We start from the raw sequence: 22,820 nt of genomic DNA, 5'->3' as shown, positions 1-22,820 counted from the left end.
GACGTCCAAGCCACAGACGCTGGTTTACGGGTGCGAAAGCCTGGCCGCTGCGAGCGGCGCTAAGCCGTCTCGCCGACGATCCTGCGCACGAGATCGAGGTCCGCCGGCTTGTCGACGTCCACGGCGGCCAGGCCGTCCTGAGCGCGCACCGCCGCCGCCTTGACGCCGGCCAGGGCGCCGAGGCGGGCTATGGCTTCGTCGAGGGTCAGCAGGCCCAGCAGGTAGCGGACCAGCAGGCCCGGGCCGAGCATGGCGGCGATCTTCCAGGGCTGCTTGCGATTCTGCTCGACGCGGCGCCACAGGGCGATGGCGGGCAGGGCGGCCTCGCTGCGGAACAGGAAGAGGTTGCAGCCCGAGAAGCGGCCGTCGCGGAACTTCAGATAGGTGCGCTGGGTGTCCGGCGCGGCGGCGCGCACGCGCGCCTCCGGGGCCAGCATCAGGGCGACGTCGGCGCCTTCCGGGGCGTCGGCCAGGAACTGGGTGATCCACTCGGGCTTGAGCAGGGCGTGATCGACCGTGGTGATCAGCAGCGGAAAGCCCAGGCTCTCCGCGCCCCCGCGCACGCTCTGGCTGGGGCCTTCGGTCGAGGCGGCGATGGCGGTGACGCCGGCCGGCAGGGCCGAGACGATGGCCGCGTCGGAGGTCGAGACGCCGACCGCCTGCGCGCCCGCCGCCTGCACCGCGCCCAGGACCCGGTCGAGCAGGGTGCGCCCCTCCAGCGTGATCAGGCCCTTGTGCGAGACGCCGGCATAGGCCGCGGCGCTGTCGATCTCGCCCGGCCGCGAGCCGGCCAGGACGAGCGCCTTGAACCCCTGGATCACAGCGCCTTCTCGTAGACGCGATAGGTCTTGTAGATCTCCGAGCTGATGGCCTCGGCGATACGGCGCATGGGCATGTTCTCTTCCAGCACCCACGAGATCTCGAAGCGCTCGTAGCCCAGCGCCAGCGCCGAGGTGCGGCCGGCGTGCATCATCTGGAACGGCAGCATGCGGCCGCGGATGCCCTCGGCGAACTTGCGCTTCACGCCCATCAGCGGGATGCGGGCAGACTTCACGCGCTTGACCTTCAGCCGCCACAGCAGCTTGGCCCAGCCGAACGGCAGCAGCTTGCCGCCCAGGTCGCGGATGGCCTCGTTGACGTTGGGCAGGAACACCAGGAACCCGGCGGCCTCGCCGTCGATCTCGGCGAACCAGGTCAGGCGCTTGTCGATCACGGCCTTGAGGGCCTTGGCCAGCTGGGCGGTCTCGGCCTCGGTGGTGGGAGTGAAGCCCCAGTTGTCCTTCCAGGCGTCGTTGAGGATGTCGGTCAGGGTGGCGACCTCCTCGTCGTAGCGGCTCATGTCGAGCTGGCGCAGCACGACGCCGTCGGCCGGCGGGCGCTCGGCGCGGCGGCGTACGGCCGGCGGCAGGTCGACGTGCATCGGGGCGTAATAGGCGTAGACGTCCTTGGCCTTGGCGTAGCCCTGCTGCTCGACGCGGCGGCCGGCATAGGCCGGATCATGGCCCATCATCACCATAGGCGGGGTGTCGAAGCCGTCGACCAGCAGGCCGACCTCCTCGTTGATCGACAGGTTGAACGGACCCAGCACGTGGGTGCGGCCGCGCTCGCGCAGCCAGGACTCGGCGGCCGCGAACAGGGCGGCGAAGACGTCGGCGTCGTCCTCGGCGGCGATCAGGCCGAAGTGGCCGTCGAGGCGGCCGGGGATCTTCTGCGGCGTCAGTTCGTCGATCTGGGCGCTGATCCGGCCGACGTCGCGCCCGCCGCGCACGGCCAGGAACAGCTGCACCTGGGCGTGGGCGAAGAACGGGTTGGTCTTGGGCGACAGGGCCTCGGTCCGCTCCAGCTCCAGGGGCGCGATCCAGTTCGGATCCTTGGCGTTGAGGCGGTTGGGCAGGGCGATGAAGCGCTTCAGCTCTTCGGGCGTGCGCACGGGCAGGACCGAGATCGCTTCGGCCGCGGAATCGAAAGGCATCATCCCTCCAGGGATACGAAGGCGCGCACCGCGAGGGCGGCGAAGACGGCGGGGGCGGCCCAGGCGGCCAGGATCGGCGACAGCGAGCCGGACTCGCCAAGCGCCGACAGCAAGCCGTCGGCTACAAGGTAGACGAGGCCGGCGGCCAGGCCCGAGGTCAGCAGGATCGCGCCCTGGCCGCTGCGGAAATTGGCCCAGGCGACAGGGGCGCTGAGCAGCAGCATGACCAGGGCCGCCAGCGGTCCTGAGAAGGCCGTCTGCAGGCGGGTGGCGTAGAAGCTCTGCGGCCGGTCCGAGCCGCCGTTCTCCAGCGCCCGGCGGGCCGAGGCGGCCGAAGGGGCGGGGGCGTCGGCGAACAGGGCCTGCACGTCGGCGGGGCGCAGGGCGGTGGGCCAGGTGGCCGAGGCGGCGACCATGGGTTCCACGCGATCGCCGATGAAGCGGGTGGTGACGGGCTTTTCCAGCCGCCAGGCGCCCTTCTGGAAGCTGGCGACGGGGGCCACGACCCGCTCGGTCAGGGCGCCGGACTTGTCGCGGCGATAGATGGTCAGGTCGCGCAGCTCCGCGCCGTCGGCCAGGGCTTCCTTGGCGGTGACCAGGTCCTCGCCGGCGCGGAAGGTGCGGGCGGTGGGGGGCTTGCGCTCGGCGACCGGCGTGGTGGCGGCCCACCAGGCGCTGAGCGTCGGGTCGGTGCGCGGCGAGATCACCTGGGCGCACAGGGCGTCGAGCGACAGGACGGCGATCGCCACCGGCACGGCCATCAGCACGATGCGATAGCCCGAGATGCCGCTGGCGCGCATGGCGACCACGGCGTTCTCGCGGGCCAGCTGCGAGAAGGCGAACAGGCCGCCGGCCAGCACGCCCAGCGGCGCGACCTGCTCGAACAGGCGCGGGGCGCGCAGGGCGGCGTAGTAAAACACCCCGGCCACGCCCAGGCCGCGATCGAGGATGTCGGTGGTGACTTCCAGCAGGTCGAGGATCTGCAGGATGGCCATCAGGATGAGGATCGCGCCGAGCACGCGCGTGGCCACGGTGCGCAGGATGTAGAGCGGCAGCTTCATGCGGCGCGCTCCTTGCGCTGGAAGGCTCTCAGCACGCGGCGGAACCAGGCGCTCATGGCCAGGACGAGGCGCGAGATCGGCGTGTCGCCGGGCCGCGTGCGGCTGCCGACGAACAGCCAGACGGCCAGGCCGGTGAACACCAGGAACGGCGCGCCGACGGCGGGAATGGGGGCCAGACGGCCGGATTCGGCCAGGCTCTGGCCCAGCAGCAGGCTGTGCTGGAATGCCAGCAGCAGCACCCCGGCCAGCAGCAGGCCCGGCGCGCGGTTGCCGCGCTTGGCGGCCAGGCCCAGCGGGAAGGCCAGCAGCGGCAGGAACGGCAGGAAGGCGGCGCGGGCCAGGCGGCCGTAGAACTCGGCCCACAGGGTGGCCTTGGGCACGACCGGGTTGGGCGAATTGGCCTGGCGGGTCAGTTCGACCAGGGTCAGCTCGCGCTCGTCGCCGCCTCTGGCGCGCAGCAGGCCGGCGGCGGCCTTCAGCGGGGCCTGGGTGGTCAGGTCGTCGAAGGCCAGGCTGCGGTAGTTGCCGCGCGCGTCGCTGCCGATGCGGCGACCCGACCTCAGGCGCATGGTCACGGTCTTGCCGTCGGCGGCGACCTGCAGGGTGGCGCTGGCGGCGGTGATCAGCTCCTCGTGGCCGGCCGCGTCGGGGCGGCGGATGAAGACGCGGGTCAGGGTCTGGCCGGCCAGATCGGCGCTGTCGGCCGTCATCAGCGAGCCGTCGTCGTCGATGAAGGCCCCGCCGGAGAGGCGGCCGTTCCAGCCGGCGTTGACGGCCGCGTGCATGACGGCGCGATAGGCGTAGCGGCTGTAGGGCTGGACGTAGCCGAACACGGCGATGCTGAAGACGCTGAGCGCCAGGCCGATGCAGACGAAGGGCGCGGCGACCCGTTCGAGGGATTGTCCGCCGGCCAGCAGGGCGTCGATCTCCGAGCCGTCCGACAGCTTGCTGATGACGATGAACAGCGCCACGAAGAAGGCCACCGGCAGGGCCAGGCCCAGATAGTGCGGCACCAGGTTGAGGGCCAGCTGGGTGACGTAGTCGAAGCGGGCGCTGCTCTGCGACAAGAGGTCGAGCAGGCGCAGCACGCGCTCCAGCAGCAGGGCGACGACGGTCAGGCCCAGGCACCCGACCAGGGGCCAGAACAGCAGGCGCAGCAGATAGCGGTCGATCAGGCCAAGGACCGTCAACCGTCGCGGATCGGGTTTCTTCCTCTTGCGGCTCACGCGGCGACCCAAGCCTCGGCGAAGTCCTGGGCCAGGCGGGCGACGGCGTCGTCATCGAGAGCGACGGCCGTTCCCAGGGCCGGAGCGGCCGGCCAGCCGGCGTCGGGGAAGCTTAGCCCCTCGTGCTCGCGCGCGCCCTCGTAACGGGGCAGCACGTGGAAATGGACGTCGCGGTCGACCATCATCAGCATCAGGTAGTTGATCTTCTCGTACGCAACCTTGGCCTTCAAAACGCGTTCGATCCCGGCGATCGCCGTCTGCATGTCGGCGAAGGCTTCGGGGCTCAACTCCGAAAAGGCGTGAGCAGGTTCCTTGCATACGAGGACGAGAGACCCGAAAGTCGGCTGCTTGGGACGGACCAAGACCAGCCAGCGATCGGTCTCCGCGACTTTCGAGCGGGGATAGCCGAACGCGAGGGCTGTGGGATTGGGCATACGGCAACCGATACTGCGGGCGAGTCCGGACGCGGATCGCGACGCGGCGACAATAGGGACACGACGTTTTACATGGAAGCACGAACCGTTCTTCCAGGCTTGGCGGCGCTAGGGACGCTGCTGGGCTTGCTGGGGATGGCCGCGCCGGCGGCGGCGAAGCAGGACTGCGTCGGACGCGACACGGGCGTTCGGCTGACGGTCGAGGTCGGAAAGCTGAAGTCCGACTCGGGGCTGGTGACGGTGACGATCTATCCGTCCGATCCCAGCCGGTTCCTGGCCCCGCGCGGCAAGCTCTTGCGCCTGCGGGTGCCGGCCAGCGCCCCGACCACCGAGGCCTGTTTCAACCTGCCCAAGGCCGACATCTATGCGGTGGCGGTCTATCACGACAGCAACGGCAACAAGGACTTCGACCGCAACGCGGTGGGCGTGCCGACCGAGGGCTACGGCTTCTCCAACGACGCCCCGTCGCGGTTCGGCGTGCCGTCGTTCGATTCGGCGCGGATCAACGTGAAGTCGGGCGACAACACGATCCGGGTGCGGATGCGCTACGGGAAGTAGGCTTAGGTGCGTGGTCCTCGTCCTTCGACAGGCTCAGGATGAGGACCATTGCCCGCTCCGAGGCTCAGTAGAAACCTCATCCTGAGCTTGTCGAAGGACGAGGTTTCGGCCCCGCTGGCTCTCAAGCCAGCGAATACCGCCCCAGCTCCCGAATCCCGCCGGTCTCCGGATCGAGCCCGCGCGCCACGACCCGCAGCGAGAAGCCGCCGTCGCGCTCCTCGATCTCCAGCGCGTGCCAGCGGGCCGGCGAGTGGCCGCCGCTCCAGGCCGAGGCCGACGGCACGCCCAGCACCGGGATCGCCTTGCCGTCCGGACCGGGTACGGTCGCCGTCAGCGACTCGTGGGCGTGGCCGTGCAGGACGAGGTCGGCGCCGCGGCGGGCTAGCACGGCGCGCAGGTCGGCCTGATCCTCCAGCGCCTTGCGCGACGACACCGCCCCGGCGTTGGGCGGATGGTGCAGCAGCACCACCTTGAAGCGGTCGCCATAGGCCGGGTCGGCCAGCAGGGCGTCGAGCTTTTCGAGCTGGTCCGAGCCGAGGCGGCCGGTGGCCAGGTGCGGGGCGGTCGGCACGGCCGAGCACAGGTTGAACAGGGCCACGGGCCCGCGCAGCCGCACCTGTGGGAAGGCGGTCTCCTCGTCGTCGCCCAGCCAGGCGGTCCAGGGGGCGAAGCGGCCTTGCGCGCTCTCGCCGACCAGGGCGTCGTGGTTGCCGGGGCTGACGGTGACGGTCTCGGCCGGGCCCAGGGTTCGCAGCCAGCGCGTCGCGGCGTCGACCTCGGCTTGTGAGGCGAAGTTGGTCAAATCGCCGGTGATCGCCACATGGTCGGGGGCGTGGGCCTGCAGGTCGGCGACCAGGGCGGCCAGCACGTCGGGGCGGTGGACCTTGCGCTTGCGGCGCCAGGCGATCCGGCTCAGCAGGCGCTTGGAGGCGAGGTCGCGCAGCCGAAAGGCGCCCGGCGGCGGCGGCAGGTGAGGGTCGGAAAGATGGGCGAGGCGGAATATCGACAAGAGCGGCCGGTGCGATTGTGGCGGATTGCGACGAAGCTGCTTATCAATCGCCTCGGCTTTCAAGGGGTTTAAGTTCCGGTGACGGGTGAAATCAATCCGGCAGGTTCGCGCGCCGTGACGGTGGGCGAGAGCCAGGGACGCATCTGGGGCATGACCTCGGGCGAGCGGCTGTCGCGCATCTATCGACGGATCGGCCTTTCCGAGGGCGCTGGAGAAGGCGGCACTGTCGCCGTCCACGCCGGCTGGGTGTTCGACGAGTCGCTGATCAAGGCCCTGGCCGGACGGCCCTGGGCGGTGCTGGTCGACGAGGCCGGCGCGGCTGTGGCGGTCAACGCCCCGGCCGAGGTGGCGCAAGCCGCCGTCGCGGCCCTGGCGGCCGGCGGCGATCCCGCGAGCATCGACCCGCGCTTCATCCGCCTGACCGCGCTGGAAGTGGGCTCGGCCTACAACAGCGCCCTGCGCAAGCGCGAGCCGCCGGTGCTGGAGCGCCTGGACAAGGACACCGTCCGCGCGGTCGAAAAGCGCCTGTTCCAGGGCTCGTACAAGGGCGTCACCGACCTGGTCACCAAGTACGTCTGGCCGACCCCGGCGCGGATCGTCACCCGCTGGTGCGCCCTGGCCAAGATGACGCCCAACCAGGTGACCTTCATCGGCTTCCTGCTGACCATCGCCGCCTTCGTGCTGTTCTGGCGCGGACAGTTCGGCTGGGGCCTGGTCTGCGCCTGGATCATGACCTTCCTCGACACGGTCGACGGCAAGCTGGCGCGGGTGACCCTGACCTCGTCCAAGTGGGGCAACGTCTTCGACCACGGCATCGACCTGGTGCACCCGCCGTTCTGGTGGTGGGCCTGGTATGTCGGCGTGTTCGCGGTCGGCCTGTCGATGCCTTGGGCGCCTTGGCTGCTGGCCATCGTCGTCGGCGGCTACGTGGCCCAGCGGGTGGAGGAGGGGATCTTCCTGTCCCTCTTCAAGCTGGAGATGCACGCCTGGCGGCCGTTCGACAGCTTCTTCCGGCTGATCACCGCCCGTCGCAATCCCAACCTCATCCTGCTGACCGCCACCGCCCTGGTCGGCCGCCCGGACATCGGCTTCGTGCTGGTGGCCGCCTGGACGGCGATCTGCTTCGTCGTCCACGCCGTCCAGATCCTGCAGGGCTTCGCCGCCCCGAAGGGCTCGATCCAGAGCTGGCTGTCGCGGTGATGCGCGTCGGCGTCGTCCGCAACCCGCGCAGCCACGCCAACCAGGGGCGGGTGCATGCGCCGACGCCCGAGGGCGTGCGCGTGGTCGAGCCGGCGACGCGCGAGGCGCTGTCCGAGGAACTGGCCCGCTTCGCCGACGAGAAGATCGACCTGCTGGTCATCGACGGCGGCGACGGCACCGTGCGCGACGTGCTGGGCCTGACGCCGGCGACCTTCGGCGACGACATGCCGATGCTGGCGGTGGTGCCCTCGGGCAAGACCAACGTGCTGGCCATCGACCTGGGCGCCCCGCGCGACTGGCGGCTGGAAGAGGCCCTGGCGGCCGCCGCCCAGCCCGAACCGCGGGTCAAGATCCGCGCCCCGCTGGAGGTGCGCTTCGCCGACGGCCGCCCGCCGCTGCGGGGCTTCTTCTTCGGCCTGGGCGCCCTGGTGCGGGCCACGGCCCTGTCCAAGCGCGTCAACCGCATGGGCGTGTTCCAGAGCCTGTCAGTGGCGGTGACCCTGGCGGGGGCCGCGATCGGGGCCCTGTTCGGCGGGGCGCGCGACCAGTGGCGCCAGGGCGTGGCGGTCAAGGTGGCCATCGACGGCGAAGCCCAGCCGGCCGGAGAGCGCTTCGTGCTGCTGGCCACGGCGCTGAAGCGCCTTCCGTTCGGCCTCAAGCCCTTCGGCCCGCCGCGCGAGGGGCTGAAGGTGCTGGACGTCGATGCGCCCCCCAGGCGCCTGCTGCGCATGCTGCCGACCGTGCTGTCGGGCAAGCCAAAGCCCACCCTCGAGGCGCGCGGTTATCGCCGCCGCGACCCGGCGGCGCTGTACGCCTCGGGCCAGTTCGACTTCGTGCTCGACGGCGAGGTGTTCGAGGGCGGCAAGATCGCCGTGGCCCTGGGCGCGCCGCTGCGGTTCGTGGTCGGATGAGCGCCGTCCGGCCGCTGGTCGAGGCCGAACTGGACCAGCCGATCCCCGCGCCGATCCGCGCCTTCGCCGAGCATCTGACGACGGTGTTCCCGAGCGCCCAGGCGGTGCTGTTCTACGGCTCGATCCTGCGCACCGGCGACCTGTCGGGCGTGCTGGACTTCTATGTCCTGACGGAGCGGCCGCCGCGCGGCCTGCGGGGTGTCGCCACCCGCATCCTGTGGCCCGACGTCAGCTATCACGAGCTCGAGCACGGGGGCGTCACCCTGCGGGCCAAGGTCGCCTCCATGACCCTGTCGCGCTTCGCCCAGGCCGTGAAGGGCAGGGGGATCGACACCACCCTGTGGACCCGCTTCGTGCAGCCCTCGGGCCTGGTCTGGGCGGTGGACGCCGCTGCGCGCGAGACGGTGATCGAGGCCGTGCGCCGCGCCGCCCGCACCGCCGCCCGCTTCGCCACGGCCCTGGGACCCGAGGAGGGGCCGCCCGAGGCCTATTGGGCGGCGCTGTTCCAGGAGACCTACGCCGCCGAGTTCCGGGTCGAGAAGTCCGGCCGCGAGGCCTCGATCCTGGCCTTCGACCCCGGCCACTACCAGCGCCTGCTGCCGGCCTGCTGGGCCGACGACGGCCGGCTGGACGGCGAGGGGCGGCCGGTTCCCGAGATGTCGGCCATCGAGCGCAAGCGGCTGAAGAGCGCCTGGCGGCTGCGGCGCAACCTCGGCAAGCCGCTGAACGTCGCCCGCCTGGTCAAGGCGGCCTTCACCTTCCAGGGCGCGGCCCGCTACGCCGCCTGGAAGATCGGGCGCCACACCGGCTTCAAGGTCGAGCTGACGCCCTGGCGCGAGCGCCACCCCGTGCTGGCCGCGCCGGGCGTCCTGCTGAGCCTGTGGAAGTGGCGGCGGGCGCGGGGCGGCTAGCCTCCGCGCGGGCGTAGCGTTACCCTGGCGCCATGCTGCACGACCTTCCCGTCGGCCGGGCCTTGCGCAGGTTCCGGCGCCTCAACGCCGTCAAGCAGGGCCATCTGGCCGAGCTGCTGGCGGTGTCGCAGGCGACCGTGTCGCGCTGGGAAAGCGGGGCGCAGGAGCCGGACGAGGCCCATCGCGAGCGCATCGTCGCCCTGATCGCCGCCCAGGCCGACCATCGCGGCGACGCGGCGCTCAAGCGCCTGGTCGAGACATCGACCCTGCCGGTGCACCTGGTCTGCGACGCCACCCACCAGCTGCTGGCGGTCTCGCGGCCCCGGGCGGCGACCTGGGCGGTGGACGCGTCCGAGATGCTGGGAACCTCGCTGTGGCGCTTCGCCAGTCCCGGCGTCGTGGCGGCCCAGGACGGCCTGGCCGATGGCGGCTGGTTCGAACGGCCGTATCAGCAGCTGCGGTTCGAGACCGGCTCGAACGGCCATGACGACATCCCGATCCGGCCGGGCCTGCTGCAGTGGGAGACCGTGCCGCTGTCGGACGGCCGCACGGGCCGGCTGGCGACGACGGTCGGGTAGCTCGGCCGCCGATGACCGACGACGCCGTCACCATTCCCGTCCGCACGCCGGAGTCGAAGGCGTTCGCCGCCGATGTCGAACGGGCCATGGCGTTGACGGCGAAGCTCAATCGGCTGGGTTATGCCGACGGCGACGAGGTGCGGGCGCTGTTCGAGGAACTGGCCGGCCACAAGGTCGGCGAGCACTTCCGGCTGGCCCCGCCGTTCTACACCGACTGCGGCCGCAACATCCGGGTCGGCGACCGGGTGTTCATCAACCAGAACTGCACCTTCTACGCCCTGGCCGACATCACGATCGGCGACGACGTGCTGATCGGACCGAACGTCAGCCTGATCACCTCCGGCCATCCGGTCGCGCCCTCGCAGCGCCGCGCGGCCCTGGTCGGCAAGCCGATCACCGTCGGCAACGGGGTCTGGATCGCGGCGGGCGCGACCGTCATCGGCGGGGTGACGATCGGAGAGAATTCGGTCGTGGCCGCCGGATCGGTCGTCACCCGCGACGTGCCCGCCAACACGCTGGTCGGTGGCAATCCGGCCCGGATCATCCGCTCGATCGAGGGCGAATAGGGGCGTCTCCCACTCCCGCGCATAAGTTTTACGTGTCCTCGCGCGACGGGGCGCCCTAGAGGGGCGGCCATGATCCGTACATGGCTGAACATCATCGCGCTCTGGCTCATCGGAGTGCTGGCCGCCGCGCAACTGCCCAAGATCGCCGTGCTGGCGCCCGTGCTGCGCGAGACCTTCCACCTGTCGCTGGCGCAGGCGGGCCTGCTGGTGTCGCTGCTGGAGATCGGCGGGGCGGTGTTCGGCATCGCCGCGGGCCTGGCGCTGGGCCGGTTCGGCGGGCGGCGGTTCCTGGTCAGCGGCTTGGCCATCCTGCTGGTCTGCAGCATCGTCGAGGCTTTCGCGCCGAACGCCGGCGTGCTGTTTACGGCCCGGGCGGTCGAGGGCGTCGGCTACGTGCTGGTGGTGATCGCCGCCCCGACCATGATCGTCGCCATCGCGCCCGAGCGCATTCGCGGCCCGGCGCTGGTGCTGTGGAGCACCTTCGTGCCGGTCGGCGTCGCCGCCGGCAGCGGCGTCACGGGCCTGGCTGTCGCCGCGACCAGTCCGAAGGGCGCGCTGCTGCTGTGGGCGGTGCTGTGCGGCCTGGGCCTCGTGGCCGCCGCTCGCCAGGCGCGGGGCGGGCGCAGCGAGGCGCGCATGACCTGGCCGGCCCCGGCCGCCGTGATGCTGACCTTCGGTTTCGGCCTCTTCACCGTCTTCGTCTGCGCCCTGACCATGCTGCTGCCCAGCTTCCTGACCGAGCGGGTCGGCGCGAGCCTGTCGGGCGCCAGCCTGGCCACGGCTCTGGTCTCGCTGACCGCCCTGCCGGCCTCGGCCATCGCCATGCGCATCCTGCACGCGGCGGGCGTGGATCCGCGTCGGGCGGTGGTGGCCACCGTGATTCCGGCGCTGCTGGCGGCGGCGGCCGTGGCGGTGTTCGTCTTCCACCCGGCGGTGGTCGGTCGCGGAGCGGTCGCCGTTTCGGTCGTCGCGGGCCTGGCCTTGCTGCTCGGCGGGGTCGCCTCGCCGATGGTGTTCGCCCGCCTGCCCAGCCTGGCCGGCGCCAGCGCGCCCGATGATCCGAGGATCGCCTCCGCCAACGGCCTGCTGACCCAGTTCGGGGCCGGCGGCGCCCTGATCGGCCCGCCGCTGGGCGGCCTGGTGGTCGGCCGCTGGGGCTGGCAGGGCCTGGGCGTCTGCGTCGCCGTGCTGGCCGTGGCCATGCTGGCGGCGCTGCTGGCGGCCGAGCGGATGGGGCGGGCGAGCGTCGAGGCCGAAGGGGACTTGGCGCCCCAGCGGACCTGACGCGGGTTGCGGGTTCAGATCCTCCCCCTCTGGGAGAGGTGGCCCAGAGGGCCGGAGGGGGCGGCGCCGGCGGTGAAGACCCCCTCAGTCGCTCCGCGACAGCTCCCCCAGAGGGGGAGCATCTGAGCAAAGAAAAAGCCCCGGCCTTGCGACCGGGGCTTTCGTCTTTTCAGCGGTTTGCCGCGTCTCAGGCCGTGGCGCGCTTCTGGCCGTCGATGACGCCCAGCGCCGCGCCGACTTCGGCGAACACCTTGAGGACCTGGTCGATCTGCTCGTGGGTGTGGGCGGCGCTGATGCTGGCGCGCAGCAGCGGGCGGCTGTCGGGCGTGGCCGGCGGCAGGGCGAGGTTCAGGTAGACGCCCGATTGCAGCAGGCCGTTCCACATGGCGATGGCGCGCTCGACGTCGGGCATGGTGGCCGCGACGATCGGGCTGGCGGCCGGGCCGGTGACGAAGCCCAAGGCGTTGAGGCCGTCATAGAGGCGGCAGGCGTTGCTGTTGAGCTGTTCGCGCAGCTGCGGCTTGGCGATCATCTGCTCCAGGGCCACCAGGGTCGAGGCGACCACGGCCGGGGGCAGCGAGGCGGTGAACATGTACGGGCGGCAGATCACCCGCATGACCTCGAAGTCGTCGAGGCTGGAGACGCAGAAGCCGCCGATGGCGCCCAGGCTCTTGGAGAAGGTGCCGACGATGAAGTCGACGTCGTCTTCCACGCCCGCGGCCTCGGCCAGGCCCCGGCCGGTGGCGCCGAGCACGCCCATCGAGTGGGCTTCGTCCACCAGCAGGTAGCCGCCCATCTCGCGCTTGATCGCGGCGATTTCCTTGAGCGGCGCGGTGTCGCCGATCATCGAATAGATGCCTTCGACGACGATCAGGCGCTCGCCGGGAACGTCCTTCAGGCGACGCAGGCGCTTGGCCAGGTCTTCGGGATCGTTGTGGCGGAAGCGGATGACCTCGGCGTGGCCCAGGCGCGAGCCGTCATAGATCGAGGCGTGGCTGTCGGCGTCGAGGATCAGGTGGTCGCCGCGGCCCACGAGCGTGGACAGCACGCCGAGATTGGCCTGGTAGCCGGTCGTGAACACCATGGCGTGCTTGCGGCCGTAGAACTTGGCCAGCGCTGTCTCCAGGGCCACGTGGGCCTCGAAGCTGCCGTTGGCGATGCGGGAACCGGTGGTGCCGGTGCCGCGTTCCTGCACCGCCTTGACCGAGGCGGCGATCGCCTTCTCGTCGAAGGTCAGGCCCAGATAGTTGTTGGTGCCCAGCAGGATCGTGGGACGACCATCGACCACGCCCTCAGTGGGCGAGACCACGGCGTCGAAGCGGACGGTGAACGGGTCGGCGCCCGCCTGCTGGATGGCCTTGTACGCGTCGCGATAGGCCAGATGCTTGTCGAACAGACCCATCGGTCAAGCCTTGGTTCGGAGATCGTTGATCAGTTTGGAGAGGTCGCCGGTGGTCTCCACCGAGGCGAGGCGATCGAGGGGGATGGAGATGTCGAAGGTGTCTTCTAGCTCCATCACGATATTCATCAGGGCCAGCGAATCCACGGCGAGGTCGCGGCCGATATGGGTGTCGTGGGTCACCTCGACGGTCCGGCCGAGCACCTTGCTCGCGGCCAGGCCGATCTCACGCAAACTAAGATCCGTCACTGTATCCATGCCAAACGCCAGTCGCCCCCGACACAAGCACTGTCACCGTACCGTAACAGCGTCCATGTCAGATATCTGCCACAATTGAACTAGTCGCTGTATTTTTTCGGCAACCAGCCGTGAAGGCGATACCAGGTCACCGTATCGCCGAAGCCGGCGGCAACATCGTGTCGACTCGACGAGGGCGCAAGGGACGGATCGGTCAAAAAGGCCCAATCGAGGTGCGACAGTTCGCGCGCCTTGCCAGAACCGAACACCGTGGGTTGCTTTGAGAACTGGCTCGCCACATCGGCGACCGCTCCGGCGGCGTGAATGACCGCGTCGGGGATGCGGAAGAGATGCGGGCGGGGCGCGCTGACGGCGGTCGCGGCGGCGGCCATGATCTCGCTCCAGCCATAGCCGTCGGGACGGTCGTCGCAGATCGAGGCCAGGCCCGTGCGATCGCCTTCCAGCAGGTCGAGGATCTGGGTCGCGGCGTCGTGCACGTGGATCATGGCCACGCGCGAGGCGGGCGACAGCACCGGCAGCAGGCGGCTTTTCCCCGCGGCGGCGAACAGGCCCAGGGTCTCGCGGTCGCCGGGGCCGTAGATGGCCGGCGGGCGAATGATCAGGGCCGAAGGCAGGGCGGCCAGCACCGCCTCTTCGCCGGCGCGCTTGCTGGCGGCGTAGTCGGAGAGTTGCGGCTCGCGGGCGGCGAGGCTGGAGATCAGCACCAGCCGGGCGCCGGCGTCACGGGCCGCTTCGGCCACCGCGACCGCGCCGGCCACATTGACCTTGTCGAAGCCCGTGCGTGAGGCGGCCTTGATCAGGCCCGCGGCGTGGATCACCGCGCCGGCGCCGTCGCAGAGGCGCTTCAGGGCTTCGGCGTTGCCGAGGTCGCCCAGCACCACCTGCGGCTCGATCCCCCGCCAGAACGGCGAGACCGGATCGCGGCGCGACAGGATGCGCGGGACGTAGCCCCGCTCGGCGAGGGCCCGGATCAGGTGCTGGCCGAGAAAGCCGGTCGCGCCGGTGACGGCGACGACGCGATTTCCGGCCTTGGCCACCTCAGGCGCGCTCGTAGGCGCCGGCCAGGTAGGCGGCCTTGGCCTTGGAGCGGCTGAGCTTGCCCGACGAGGTCTGCGGCAGGGCGTGGGCGCCGACCAGCTTGACCTGGGTCTCGACACCGTGGCGAGCGCGCAGCACCCCGGCCACGTTCTCGACCAGGGCCGCGCGGGTCTCGGCGTCGCCGCCGCGGGCCTGGACCAGGATGGTGACGATCTCTTCCTCCTCGGCGTCGCCGGGGACGGAGAAGGCGGCCACGTCGCCGCTGCGCAGGCCGGGGATCTCGCGCTCGGCGGTCCACTCCAGGTCCTGCGGCCAGATGTTGCGGCCGTTGAGGATGATCAGGTCCTTGGCGCGGCCGGTGATGACGATCTCGCCCTCGACCAGGAAGCCGATGTCGCCGGTGTCGAGCCAGCCGTCGGGCGCCAGCACGCGGGCGGTCTCTTCGGGTTGGTCGAAATAGCCGCCCATCAGGCTGGGGCCGCGCGCGAAGATGCGGCCCACCTGGCGCTCGGCCAGCACCGCGCCGTCGGCGTCGCGCACTTCCAGCTCGTGGTCGGGCAGGGCCGGGCCGCAGCGGGCGAAGGCCCGGGCGCGCGGGGCGTCGCTTCCGACGGTCACGGCCAGGTCGTCGCGCTCCAGGCGTTCGATGTCGAGGATCTCGAGCTTCAGGCCCTGGCCCAGCGGGGCCATGGAAAGCGCCAGGGTGGCCTCGGCCATGCCGTAGCTGGCGACATAGGCTTTCTCGGAGAAGCCGACGGACGCGAAGCGCTCGGCGAAGGCCTCGACCGGGGCCGTGCGGATCATGTCGCCGCCCAGGCCGGCGCTGCGCCAGCGCGACAGGTCCAGGTGCTCGATCGAGGCGGCCTCGGCGCGGCGGGCGCAGAGCTCGTAGCCGAAGGTCGGGCTGTAGGCGATGGTGCCGCCGTTGCGGCTGATCAGGTCGAGCCACAGCAGCGGCCGGCGCACGAAGGCGCCGGTGGGCAGGAGGTCGACGCTCATCTGGCTGGTCAGCGGGCTGAGCAGGAAGCCGATCAGGCCCATGTCGTGATAGAGCGGCAGCCACGAGACGGCGCGATCTTCTGGCTTCACCTGCAGGCCGTCGCGGGTGATGGCCACGGCGTTGGCCATCAGGGCCTTGTGGGTCACCAGCACGCCGGTCGGGAAGCGGGTGCTGCCCGACGAGAACTGCAGATAGCAGGGGTGCTCGGGCGTGATGTCGGGCAGGGCCGCGCTGGCGTCTTCCGGCAGCTGCGCCAGCGAACCGGAAAAGGCCAGATCGCCGGCCGCGCCGATGTCCTTCAGCCACTCGGCCATGCCGGCCGGACCGATCAGGATCCTGGCGTGAGCCGAGGCGCACATGCGGGCGATCTGCTCGATATAGGCCTCGCGGCCGCCCAGCGGCGCGGGCAGGGGCAGGGGCGCGGGCACAAGGCCGGCGTACTGGCAGGCGAAGAAGGCGCGCACGAAGTCGCCGTCGGTCTCGGCGATCAGGGCGACGCTGTCGCCGACCTTGGCCCCGCCCTCTGCTCCAAGCGCCAGCAGGCGGCGGGCGAGCTCGAGGGATTGCTCGCGCAGGCGGGCGTAGGACAGGGCCTCGACCAGTTCGCCACGCAGCGAATGCAGGTTGATCCCGGTCTCGCCGGTCGCGGCGAAATCCAGGGCGGCGGTCAGGGTCGGAAAGTCGGCGAACCGAACGGTCCGGCCGGAAGCGGTGGGCGTAGTCATTGCGGATCGCCTTTGCGCTCGTTCCGGGGTTCCACGCAAGCCTGTTCGCGCGCGCGGGCGCTCGCGGCGAGGATTTCGGCCTCGCGCTCGGCGGCGGCTTCCTGTCGGAGCTTCGATCTGAGGGTGATGAACATGCCCAGCGCCATGCCCGCCATGGCCAGGACCAGGGCCGCGCCGGCCCCCGTCAGGCCGAAGGTCTTCAGCAGCGGGGCGAGCGCCAGGAGGTAGGCGACGCTGACGACGATGCGCACGCGCAGGGCCGCGCCGGCCGCGCGCATCGACACCAGCATCGGCTCGATCGGCAGGGCCATGACGCCGATGGCGGCGGCCGCCACCTGCCAGGTCATGATGCCGGCGGCGGGGGCGAACTCGGCGCCCATGATGACCGTCAGCAGCCATTGGCCGCCGACCAGGCAGACCAGCAGCAGCAGCCCCGCGACTCCGCCGCCGATCAGGCCGATCTGTCGGGCCAGGCGCAGCATGGCGGCGTCGTTCTTTTGCGCGCGCAGCTTGGCGAATTCGGGATGCAGGGCCGGCAGCATCAGGCGGGCGGGCTTGGCCATGCCGTCGGCCACCTGCCGGCCCACGCGCCACAGCGCCGCCGGACCGGGGCCGACCAGGGCGCCGACCGCCAGGGTCAGGACGTGGGTGAAGCCGACGTCGATGGTGCTGCTGAAATTGGTCGCCCAGGCGAAGCGCCAGACGCCCGGCAGGCCTTCGCCGAGCGGTCCCCGGAGCGAGAAGCCCTGCAGCAGGCCGCGCCCGTGCAGGCTCCACACCGCGACGGCGGCGACGTAGGTGAAGGAGGCGAGCGTGCCGGCCGCCCAGGCCAGCAGGAAGCCCTCGACGGGCGCATGCAGGGCGGCGGCGATCGCGCAGCCGACCAGGCGCACGGTCGAGGAGATCGCCTGCTCGCCGGCCAGCACCTTGAAGCGGTCGAACAGGCGCAGCAGGCCCACCGCCGTGGCCGAGGTCATGGCGGCGATCGACAGGCAGTAGAGCGCCGCCGCCGGAGCCAGGTCCTGCGACCAGCCCAGCCAGCGGCTGAACAGCAGGGCGCCGCCGACTCCCAGGGTGACGCCGACAAGCGCGCCGACGAGGTCGAGCACCAGGGCGAACCGCAGCACCTGCTGGAAGGTGGTCTTGTCGCCGTCGAGCAGGGGTTTCGCGCCATACTGCACGACGGTCTGCCAGGACTGGAACTTGGCCATGTCGCCCAGGGTCTGGGCGAAGGCGTTGATCAGGGTCAGGGCGCCGAACAGGGCCAGGCCCAGGCTGCGGCCGGCCAGGGCCATGTAGGCCAGGCCGACCACGGCGTTGACCCCCCGGCCGCCGAGCAGGGCGCCGGCGTTGGCCAGCACGCGGGCCAGGGGATTGGCCTTTTGCGAGCTCATCGGTCTAGAGCGGCCAGGCGGTCGACGATGGCGCGGGCGGCGCGCAGCGACGAGGCCTCGTCGGTCAGGTCGAAGGTCTCGGCGACGCCCGTCGTCTGGGCGTCCAGATAGTCGCCATGGCCGGCGAAGGCGGCGGCAGTCGCGTCGCAGACGCCGTCGGCGGTCTCCAGCACGGGGCCGTAGCGCCAGTGGTGGAAGCTCTCGTCGCCCTTCCAGTCGGCGTGGGCGGGGTTGAGGAACAGGCACGGCTTGGGCGTGCGCAGGAACTCGTAGACCTGGCTGGAGGCGTCGCCGAGATAGAGATCGGCCGAGCGTGTGTAGGTCATGTCGAAGGCCGCCGGGCCGCCGAGATCGATGTGGATGCGCGGATGGCCCACGAAGCGGGCGACGGCGCGATGGTCGGCCTCCGAGGCGGTCTCGAACAGGCGCACATGCGGGGCGAAGATCAGGTTGAACCGCTCGTCGGCGGCGAACTGCTCCAGGATCGACAGGCCGAAGGCCGGCCACGAGCCCAGGGTCTCATGGAAGTGCGGATTGTAGACGACGGTCGGCAGCGGCTTTTCGAAAGCCGGCACGGCGCTGGGCGGCAGGGCGTCCACGAGGTCGAACTTCGGATAGCCGACCATGGCGCAGGCTTCCGGCTTGACCCAGCCTTCGTCGACCATCCGGTCGCGCTGCTTGGGGCCGGCGGCCATCACCAGGTCGAAGGCCCGCAGGCGCGGCTCGAACGGCCCGCCGCGATCGCCGGCGCCGTGCTGGGTGTAGACCAGCGCCGTGCGCCGCACGCCCAGCTTGCGCAGCAGGGCGGTGGTGCGCTCGGGCGTGACCACGGCGTCGTAGGTGGACAGGCGCGCGGCGTTCAGCGCCAGCATCAGGGCCTTGGACGGCGGCGCGTTCTTCGACAGCTTCCGCAGCCAGGCCGGCGGCAGCAGGCGCAGGGTGACCGGCGCGCCGCCCAGGCCGTCGAGCATGCCCTGGATGTAGTCGAGGTGTCCGGCCGAGGTGGCGGCGATCTCGACCTGGATCTCCGGCCAGCCGCGCGCCAGGGCCACGGCCGTCGACAGGCTGTGCCAGACCTGGTGCGGCTGGGCGATGTAGAGGAAGCAGATGCGGGTCGCGCGGGCGCGGTCCAGGAGTCCGAGGCCGGTCATGACGTGCGGGGCCTACTGGGTCTGGACGCGGGTGCGGACGCGACCCTTGAAGACCACGCGGTCGCCCTTGTCGCTGACGCTGTAGCTGTCGGCGCGGACATTGCCCTGGGGCCCGGCCCCGGCGATCGGCGCGCCGCCCACGGCCTCGCCGGTCTTGGTGTCGATGCGGGCTTCCTGCGAGGCGAACTGGTAGCCCTGGCCGTTGTCGATCTTCACGTCCTTGGTCAGCACCAGCAGGTTCTGGGCTTCCTGGTAGACGCCGTCCTTCGAGGTCACTCGGGTGGCGTCGGGCTGGCCGTAGCCGCGCACCAGGGTCGGGTCGACCAGCTTGACCTTGTTGGGATCGACCGCGTCGCGCTCGGCGCGGCGGGCGGTGATCAGGAAGGCGCGGCCGTCGCGCATGGCCCCGGTGAAGCGCGGATTGTCCATGGCCAGCGGCGCGGCGGTCGCGGCCTTGGTGGCGTTGCGGGCGTCGATCATCCGATACGCCGTCTGGCCGACCACGGCGACGCTGACCCCGACGGCGAACACCAGCAGGCCCGCCCGCGTCCAGCGCGCGGAAGGCCGACGCCGGTTGCGGCGGGGCTTCTTGGCGGCGGTCGAGAGGGCGGCGGTGGTCATGCGGCGGACGATCCAGAACGGACGCCATGGATAGTCTTCAACGCGCCACAGGCCAAAGGGGTTTTTCTGGACAAAGGTTCGCGTCGAAGGCGGGCGGAGGTTCACTTCAGCCGGAAGACGGTCACCTCGTCCTGCCGCATGGACGCCAGGGTCTCGTTCAAGGGCGCGCCCGCCGACGCCTCGCGACGCCGGGCGTCGAAGGTCTCGGCCTCGATCGCGCCCGAATAGAGCCTGACCACCAGCCCGGCATGGGGCAGCTTCAGTTCCTCGCCCAGGTCGCGCAGCACGGCCGCCCAGAGGTCGATGCTGTCGGGGGCGCGATCGTCCGGCCGGGCTTCGGCCTTGCGCCGGCCCTCCATGGCCCGCGCGATCTTCGCGGCCGACCAGCCCTTGCGCTTCAGGCGCTCGGCTTCCTTGGCGAAGCCCTCTTCGGCCGCGTCGGGATCGTCCGGACCGGAGGCCAGGACGGTTCCGCAATCACAGTGGCTGCGCGTCGTCAGGAACTGGCGGTCGTCGTCGCCCAGCACCTTGCGGATGGACGCATTGTCGACCGGCGTGGCCCCGCGGCCATGCCGCTTCATCACCGCCTGCAAGGCGGCGACATCGTCGGTGGGCGCGACCAGGGTGATGAAGTGGCACATGCACGCCTGCCTACACCGGTCCTGCAAACTCCACCATGGATCGATCGCGGCTTTCGCGTGTCTCGGCGCTAGCGCCGCGAAAGGTGATGCTTGGCCGCCCAGACGATCGCCGCCGACGACAGCAGCATGCCGGTCAGCAGCGCCCCGACGGCCAGGATGCCCGCCGGGGTGACGCGCACCTCGGCCCGGTAGCGCAGCGGGCCGGCCTCGAACTCGGCGACGGCGGTCTGCTCCTGGCGATCGAGGATCGGGGCGTCGTACATGGGGCTCAACCTCCGGCGTCGCCGGAGCTTAGCCTCGCTCGCGGGTCAGCGCGAGCGCCCGCGCGCCGTCACCGGCCAGATCGCCACCAGCGTCCCGCCCTCGACCACGTGATAGGCGTCGTAGAGGTTCACGGTCGGGTCGCAGTGCGGCACGGCCAGGGTGACGCGGGCGCCGAGCGGCGGGGGCGAGCCGGAGGCGGGGACCAGGGCCCCGTGCTCGTCGCCCATGAAGAAGTAGCGCGAGCCTTCCGGCGCGCCGGCCACGACCTGCGGCGGATCGGCGTCGGTGGACATCGACTTGAAGCCGGCATCGACGGTGACCATGCCCGGGCTGTTGGCGCTGACCACGCGGGCGTCGATGACCAGCGAGCGCTGGTAGGGGCTGGCCTCGGCGCCTTCGCCCGTCAGGTCGCAGGCCAGGTACTGGTCGTCCATGAACACGTAGGAGCCGACCTGCAGCTCGGTGAAGATCGAAAGTTCGGCGTCGATGCGGTGCGAGCCGGTGCCCGAGCCGCTGACGATCGGCGGCGCGCCGCCGGCGGCGGTCAGGGCGGCGATGACCTCGCGGATATAGGCCCCGCGATCCTCCAGGGCCGCCTTGCGCAGGTCGAAGGCCTCGATGTGCTGCTGGACGCCGCAATAGCACTGCAGGCCGGCGTAGGTGAGGGCGGGCTGGGCCTGGATGGCCTCGAACAGCGCCACGGCCGCTTCGGGGGAGGCGACGCCCGTGCGGTGGATGCCGGGGTCGAGGTCGATGACCACCTCCAGCGGCTTGCCGGCCGCGGCGGCCGCGGCGCCAAGGGCGGCGACGTTGTCGGGGTGGTCGGCGACGACCTTGAGGCCGATGGTCGCAAGGTTGAGGGCCGCCAGGCGGGCGATGGCCGGCGCCGAGACGACGGGCGAGGTGATCAAGAGGCCCTCGGTCACGCCTTGGGCCGCCAGGGCCTCGGCCTCGCCGATCTTGGCGCAGCATAGGCCGACGGCCCCGGCCTCGATCTGAAGCCGGGCGATGTCGGCGCTCTTGTGGGTCTTGGCGTGCGGGCGAAGCTTCAGGCCCTTGGACGCGGCGAAGGCGGCCATGGTCGCGATGTTGGCCGTGAGCGCGGCGCGATCCACGACCAGGACGGGCGTGTTCAGCTGCTCGCGCGAGCCTTGTTGGCCGACCAGATCGGCGTGCAGGGCGATATCCGTCATCGATGGTCCCTTAAATACCGAACAGCTGGGTCATGTGGGCGTTGGCGAACTTGGCGGTCGGGTCCCAGGCCTGGCGCACGCGCAGGAAGTCGGCCGCGCGGGGATAGAGCCGGTGGACGTCGGCGGGGGTCAAGCTGTGGCGCTTGGCCCAGTGCGGCCGGCCGCCGCCGCTGGCCAGCACCGGCTCGACCTCGGCGAAGGCCGGCTTCCAGTCCATCCTGGCGTACTGGTGGAACGAGATCGAGGCGCCGGGGCCGATGTTGAAGGGGCTCAGCCAGATGTCGTCGCCGGCCACGAGGCGGAACTCGAACGGGAAGGTGATCGGCAGGCGGCGCTTGCGGATATGGGCGATCGCCGCCTTCAGGGTCGGCAGGCCGGTCTCGCGCGGCATCTCGTATTCCATCTCCTCGAAGCGGACGTTCCGCTCGGAGGGGAAGATCTCGTAGGCCGGGGCCGCGCGGCGGCTGGGCGCGCCGGCCAGCTTCATCAGCAGGCGCTGCATCGGTCCGGTGAGGGCAGGGGCGGCGGCGCAGAGGTCGCAGACGGCCTTGAAGATCGCCTCGTCGCCTTCGCCGCCCTTGCCGGGCTTCTCGTCGGCGGCCTCGGCCGGGACCGGGTGCAGGGTCTTGAAGATCACCTGGTCGCTGTAGGGGAAGACCCAGAACTCCATGTGCCGGGTGGCGGCGGTCAACTCGTCGAAGCGCTCGATCACCTGCGCCAGCGGCAGACGGCTGATCCGCTCCTCCAGGTGATAGGCCGGGACGACGTTGATGCGGATGGCGACGGCGACGCCCAGCAGGCCCAGCGACAGGCGCTGGGCCTGGTAGAGTTCGGGCTCCAGGTCAGGGCCGCATTCGACGAGGCGGCCGTCGGCGGTGAGCAGGCGAAAGCCGCAGGCCTGGGTCGCCAGGCTGCCCAGTTCCGCGCCCGTGCCGTGGGTGCCGGTCGAGACGGCGCCGGCCAGGGACTGCGGATTGATGTCGCCCTGATTGATCAGCGACAGCCCCTCGGCCCACAGGGCGGCGGTCAGGCGCTTGAGGCTCCAGCCGGCCGGGGCCCAGACGGTCTTGCGATCGGGCGCGATCTCGACCGCGCCTTCCAGCTCGGACAGGTTCAGCAGCAGGTCGTCGGTCTGGCACAGCGGCATGAACGAGTGGCCGGCCCCGGTGACGCGGACCTTGCCGGTCTGGATCACCAGGGTGGAAAGCTCCTCGATCGTCCTCGGTCGGGCGATCCTGCTGGGCGTCGCCGTGACGCTGCCCGACCAGTTCTTCCAGCCCTCCATCGGCGCTCCCCCGCTGCGATGGACTGACGATAGTAAAAACTATCGTTATTGCAAGCCGGTGTTATGCGCCGTGGAAGACCCCCTCCGGCCCTCCGGGCCACCTCCCCCAGAGGGGGAGGATCTATCGCCGCAGATGCTCCC

General features: G+C 71.2%; 24 protein-coding genes. 7 read left to right on the top strand and 17 right to left on the bottom strand.

Annotated features, from left to right (window positions below; genetic code table 11):
- Positions 1 to 59: 59 nt before the first annotated feature.
- From AC07NG_RS19930 to AC07NG_RS19910, 5 genes are read right to left on the bottom strand one after another with little or no spacing between them, the layout of a single operon-like run.
- Complete coding sequence (locus tag AC07NG_RS19930; RefSeq protein WP_494595870.1) at positions 60 to 914, bottom strand: NTP transferase domain-containing protein; 855 nt, start codon at positions 912 to 914, stop codon at positions 60 to 62.
- Positions 818 to 1,972 (bottom strand): ceramide synthase, encoded by a 1,155-nt coding sequence (bcerS, locus tag AC07NG_RS19925; protein ID WP_494595868.1) that lies wholly within the window; start codon positions 1,970 to 1,972, stop codon positions 818 to 820. Before bcerS ends, AC07NG_RS19930 begins: the two co-directional genes overlap by 97 nt.
- On the bottom strand, positions 1,972 to 3,033 hold the full coding sequence (locus AC07NG_RS19920) for an LptF/LptG family permease (RefSeq protein WP_494595866.1): 1,062 nt from the start codon (positions 3,031 to 3,033) through the stop codon (positions 1,972 to 1,974). The genes bcerS and AC07NG_RS19920 overlap by 1 nt, the downstream gene beginning before the upstream one ends.
- On the bottom strand, positions 3,030 to 4,223 hold the full coding sequence (locus AC07NG_RS19915; RefSeq protein ID WP_494595991.1) for an LptF/LptG family permease: 1,194 nt from the start codon (positions 4,221 to 4,223) through the stop codon (positions 3,030 to 3,032). Before AC07NG_RS19915 ends, AC07NG_RS19920 begins: the two co-directional genes overlap by 4 nt.
- Before the next feature lie 32 nt (positions 4,224 to 4,255).
- Complete coding sequence (locus AC07NG_RS19910) at positions 4,256 to 4,693, bottom strand: HIT family protein (RefSeq protein WP_494595865.1); 438 nt, start codon at positions 4,691 to 4,693, stop codon at positions 4,256 to 4,258.
- Between the two features lie 72 nt (positions 4,694 to 4,765).
- Here AC07NG_RS19910 and AC07NG_RS19905 point away from each other — a divergent pair, with 72 nt between their 5' ends.
- A complete protein-coding gene (locus AC07NG_RS19905; RefSeq protein WP_494595864.1) occupies positions 4,766 to 5,251 on the top strand; it encodes a DUF2141 domain-containing protein in 486 nt (161 codons plus the stop codon).
- Between the two features lie 121 nt (positions 5,252 to 5,372).
- Here AC07NG_RS19905 and AC07NG_RS19900 read toward each other — a convergent pair whose 3' ends face one another.
- Entirely contained in the window at positions 5,373 to 6,260 is an 888-nt protein-coding gene (locus AC07NG_RS19900) for a metallophosphoesterase family protein (RefSeq protein WP_494595863.1), read from the bottom strand.
- Between the two features lie 150 nt (positions 6,261 to 6,410).
- On the opposite strand from AC07NG_RS19900, the gene AC07NG_RS19895 reads away from it, so the two are divergent.
- The 6 genes from AC07NG_RS19895 (at position 6,411) to AC07NG_RS19870 (ending at position 11,710) form a co-directional block, all read left to right on the top strand.
- Positions 6,411 to 7,460 carry a CDP-alcohol phosphatidyltransferase family protein gene (locus AC07NG_RS19895; RefSeq protein ID WP_494595989.1) on the top strand — a complete coding sequence of 350 codons (1,050 nt, stop codon included), beginning with the start codon at positions 6,411 to 6,413 and terminating at the stop codon, positions 7,458 to 7,460.
- On the top strand, positions 7,460 to 8,371 hold the full coding sequence (locus AC07NG_RS19890; RefSeq protein ID WP_492854984.1) for a diacylglycerol/lipid kinase family protein: 912 nt from the start codon (positions 7,460 to 7,462) through the stop codon (positions 8,369 to 8,371). Before AC07NG_RS19895 ends, AC07NG_RS19890 begins: the two co-directional genes overlap by 1 nt.
- Positions 8,368 to 9,282 (top strand): hypothetical protein, encoded by a 915-nt coding sequence (locus tag AC07NG_RS19885; protein ID WP_494595862.1) that lies wholly within the window; start codon positions 8,368 to 8,370, stop codon positions 9,280 to 9,282. Before AC07NG_RS19890 ends, AC07NG_RS19885 begins: the two co-directional genes overlap by 4 nt.
- A gap of 32 nt (positions 9,283 to 9,314) precedes the next feature.
- Positions 9,315 to 9,860 (top strand): helix-turn-helix domain-containing protein, encoded by a 546-nt coding sequence (locus tag AC07NG_RS19880; RefSeq protein ID WP_494595860.1) that lies wholly within the window; start codon positions 9,315 to 9,317, stop codon positions 9,858 to 9,860.
- 11 nt (positions 9,861 to 9,871) lie between these two features.
- On the top strand, positions 9,872 to 10,426 hold the full coding sequence (locus AC07NG_RS19875) for a sugar O-acetyltransferase (RefSeq protein WP_494595858.1): 555 nt from the start codon (positions 9,872 to 9,874) through the stop codon (positions 10,424 to 10,426).
- Between the two features lie 69 nt (positions 10,427 to 10,495).
- Positions 10,496 to 11,710: an MFS transporter gene (locus tag AC07NG_RS19870; RefSeq protein WP_494595857.1), complete on the top strand. Its 1,215-nt coding sequence runs from the start codon at positions 10,496 to 10,498 to the stop codon at positions 11,708 to 11,710.
- A 187-nt stretch (positions 11,711 to 11,897) separates the two neighbouring features.
- Here the strand turns inward: AC07NG_RS19870 and spt are convergent, their stop codons facing one another.
- The 11 genes from spt to AC07NG_RS19815 all read right to left on the bottom strand — a co-directional run bounded on the left by spt (position 11,898) and on the right by AC07NG_RS19815 (position 22,679).
- Positions 11,898 to 13,112 carry a serine palmitoyltransferase gene (gene spt / locus AC07NG_RS19865; RefSeq protein WP_110118121.1) on the bottom strand — a complete coding sequence of 405 codons (1,215 nt, stop codon included), beginning with the start codon at positions 13,110 to 13,112 and terminating at the stop codon, positions 11,898 to 11,900.
- A gap of 3 nt (positions 13,113 to 13,115) precedes the next feature.
- A complete protein-coding gene (locus AC07NG_RS19860) occupies positions 13,116 to 13,367 on the bottom strand; it encodes an acyl carrier protein (protein WP_198575767.1) in 252 nt (83 codons plus the stop codon).
- A gap of 80 nt (positions 13,368 to 13,447) precedes the next feature.
- Complete coding sequence (locus AC07NG_RS19855; RefSeq protein ID WP_494595855.1) at positions 13,448 to 14,404, bottom strand: NAD-dependent epimerase/dehydratase family protein; 957 nt, start codon at positions 14,402 to 14,404, stop codon at positions 13,448 to 13,450.
- A 1-nt stretch (position 14,405) separates the two neighbouring features.
- A complete protein-coding gene (locus tag AC07NG_RS19850) occupies positions 14,406 to 16,130 on the bottom strand; it encodes a fatty acyl-AMP ligase (RefSeq protein ID WP_494595853.1) in 1,725 nt (574 codons plus the stop codon).
- Positions 16,127 to 17,524: a lipopolysaccharide biosynthesis protein gene (locus AC07NG_RS19845; protein WP_494595851.1), complete on the bottom strand. Its 1,398-nt coding sequence runs from the start codon at positions 17,522 to 17,524 to the stop codon at positions 16,127 to 16,129. Before AC07NG_RS19845 ends, AC07NG_RS19850 begins: the two co-directional genes overlap by 4 nt.
- Complete coding sequence (locus AC07NG_RS19840) at positions 17,521 to 18,675, bottom strand: CDP-glycerol glycerophosphotransferase family protein (protein WP_494595849.1); 1,155 nt, start codon at positions 18,673 to 18,675, stop codon at positions 17,521 to 17,523. The genes AC07NG_RS19845 and AC07NG_RS19840 overlap by 4 nt, the downstream gene beginning before the upstream one ends.
- 12 nt (positions 18,676 to 18,687) lie before the next feature.
- Positions 18,688 to 19,296, bottom strand: a complete 609-nt coding sequence (gene lptC, locus AC07NG_RS19835; RefSeq protein WP_487287602.1) for an LPS export ABC transporter periplasmic protein LptC — start codon at positions 19,294 to 19,296, stop codon at positions 18,688 to 18,690.
- A gap of 101 nt (positions 19,297 to 19,397) precedes the next feature.
- Complete coding sequence (locus AC07NG_RS19830) at positions 19,398 to 19,937, bottom strand: hypothetical protein (protein ID WP_494595847.1); 540 nt, start codon at positions 19,935 to 19,937, stop codon at positions 19,398 to 19,400.
- Positions 19,938 to 20,005: 68 nt separating this feature from the next.
- Positions 20,006 to 20,200: a hypothetical protein gene (locus AC07NG_RS19825; RefSeq protein WP_487287601.1), complete on the bottom strand. Its 195-nt coding sequence runs from the start codon at positions 20,198 to 20,200 to the stop codon at positions 20,006 to 20,008.
- A 45-nt stretch (positions 20,201 to 20,245) separates the two neighbouring features.
- Complete coding sequence (locus AC07NG_RS19820) at positions 20,246 to 21,394, bottom strand: DSD1 family PLP-dependent enzyme (protein WP_494595845.1); 1,149 nt, start codon at positions 21,392 to 21,394, stop codon at positions 20,246 to 20,248.
- 10 nt (positions 21,395 to 21,404) lie between these two features.
- A complete protein-coding gene (locus AC07NG_RS19815; protein WP_494595844.1) occupies positions 21,405 to 22,679 on the bottom strand; it encodes a D-arabinono-1,4-lactone oxidase in 1,275 nt (424 codons plus the stop codon).
- Positions 22,680 to 22,820: the final 141 nt, after the last annotated feature.

This window comes from Caulobacter sp. GW821-FHT10C03, assembly GCF_059415485.1.
Note: the sequence above shows the minus strand (reverse complement) of the source record. Positions and strands in the feature narration are given on the sequence as shown.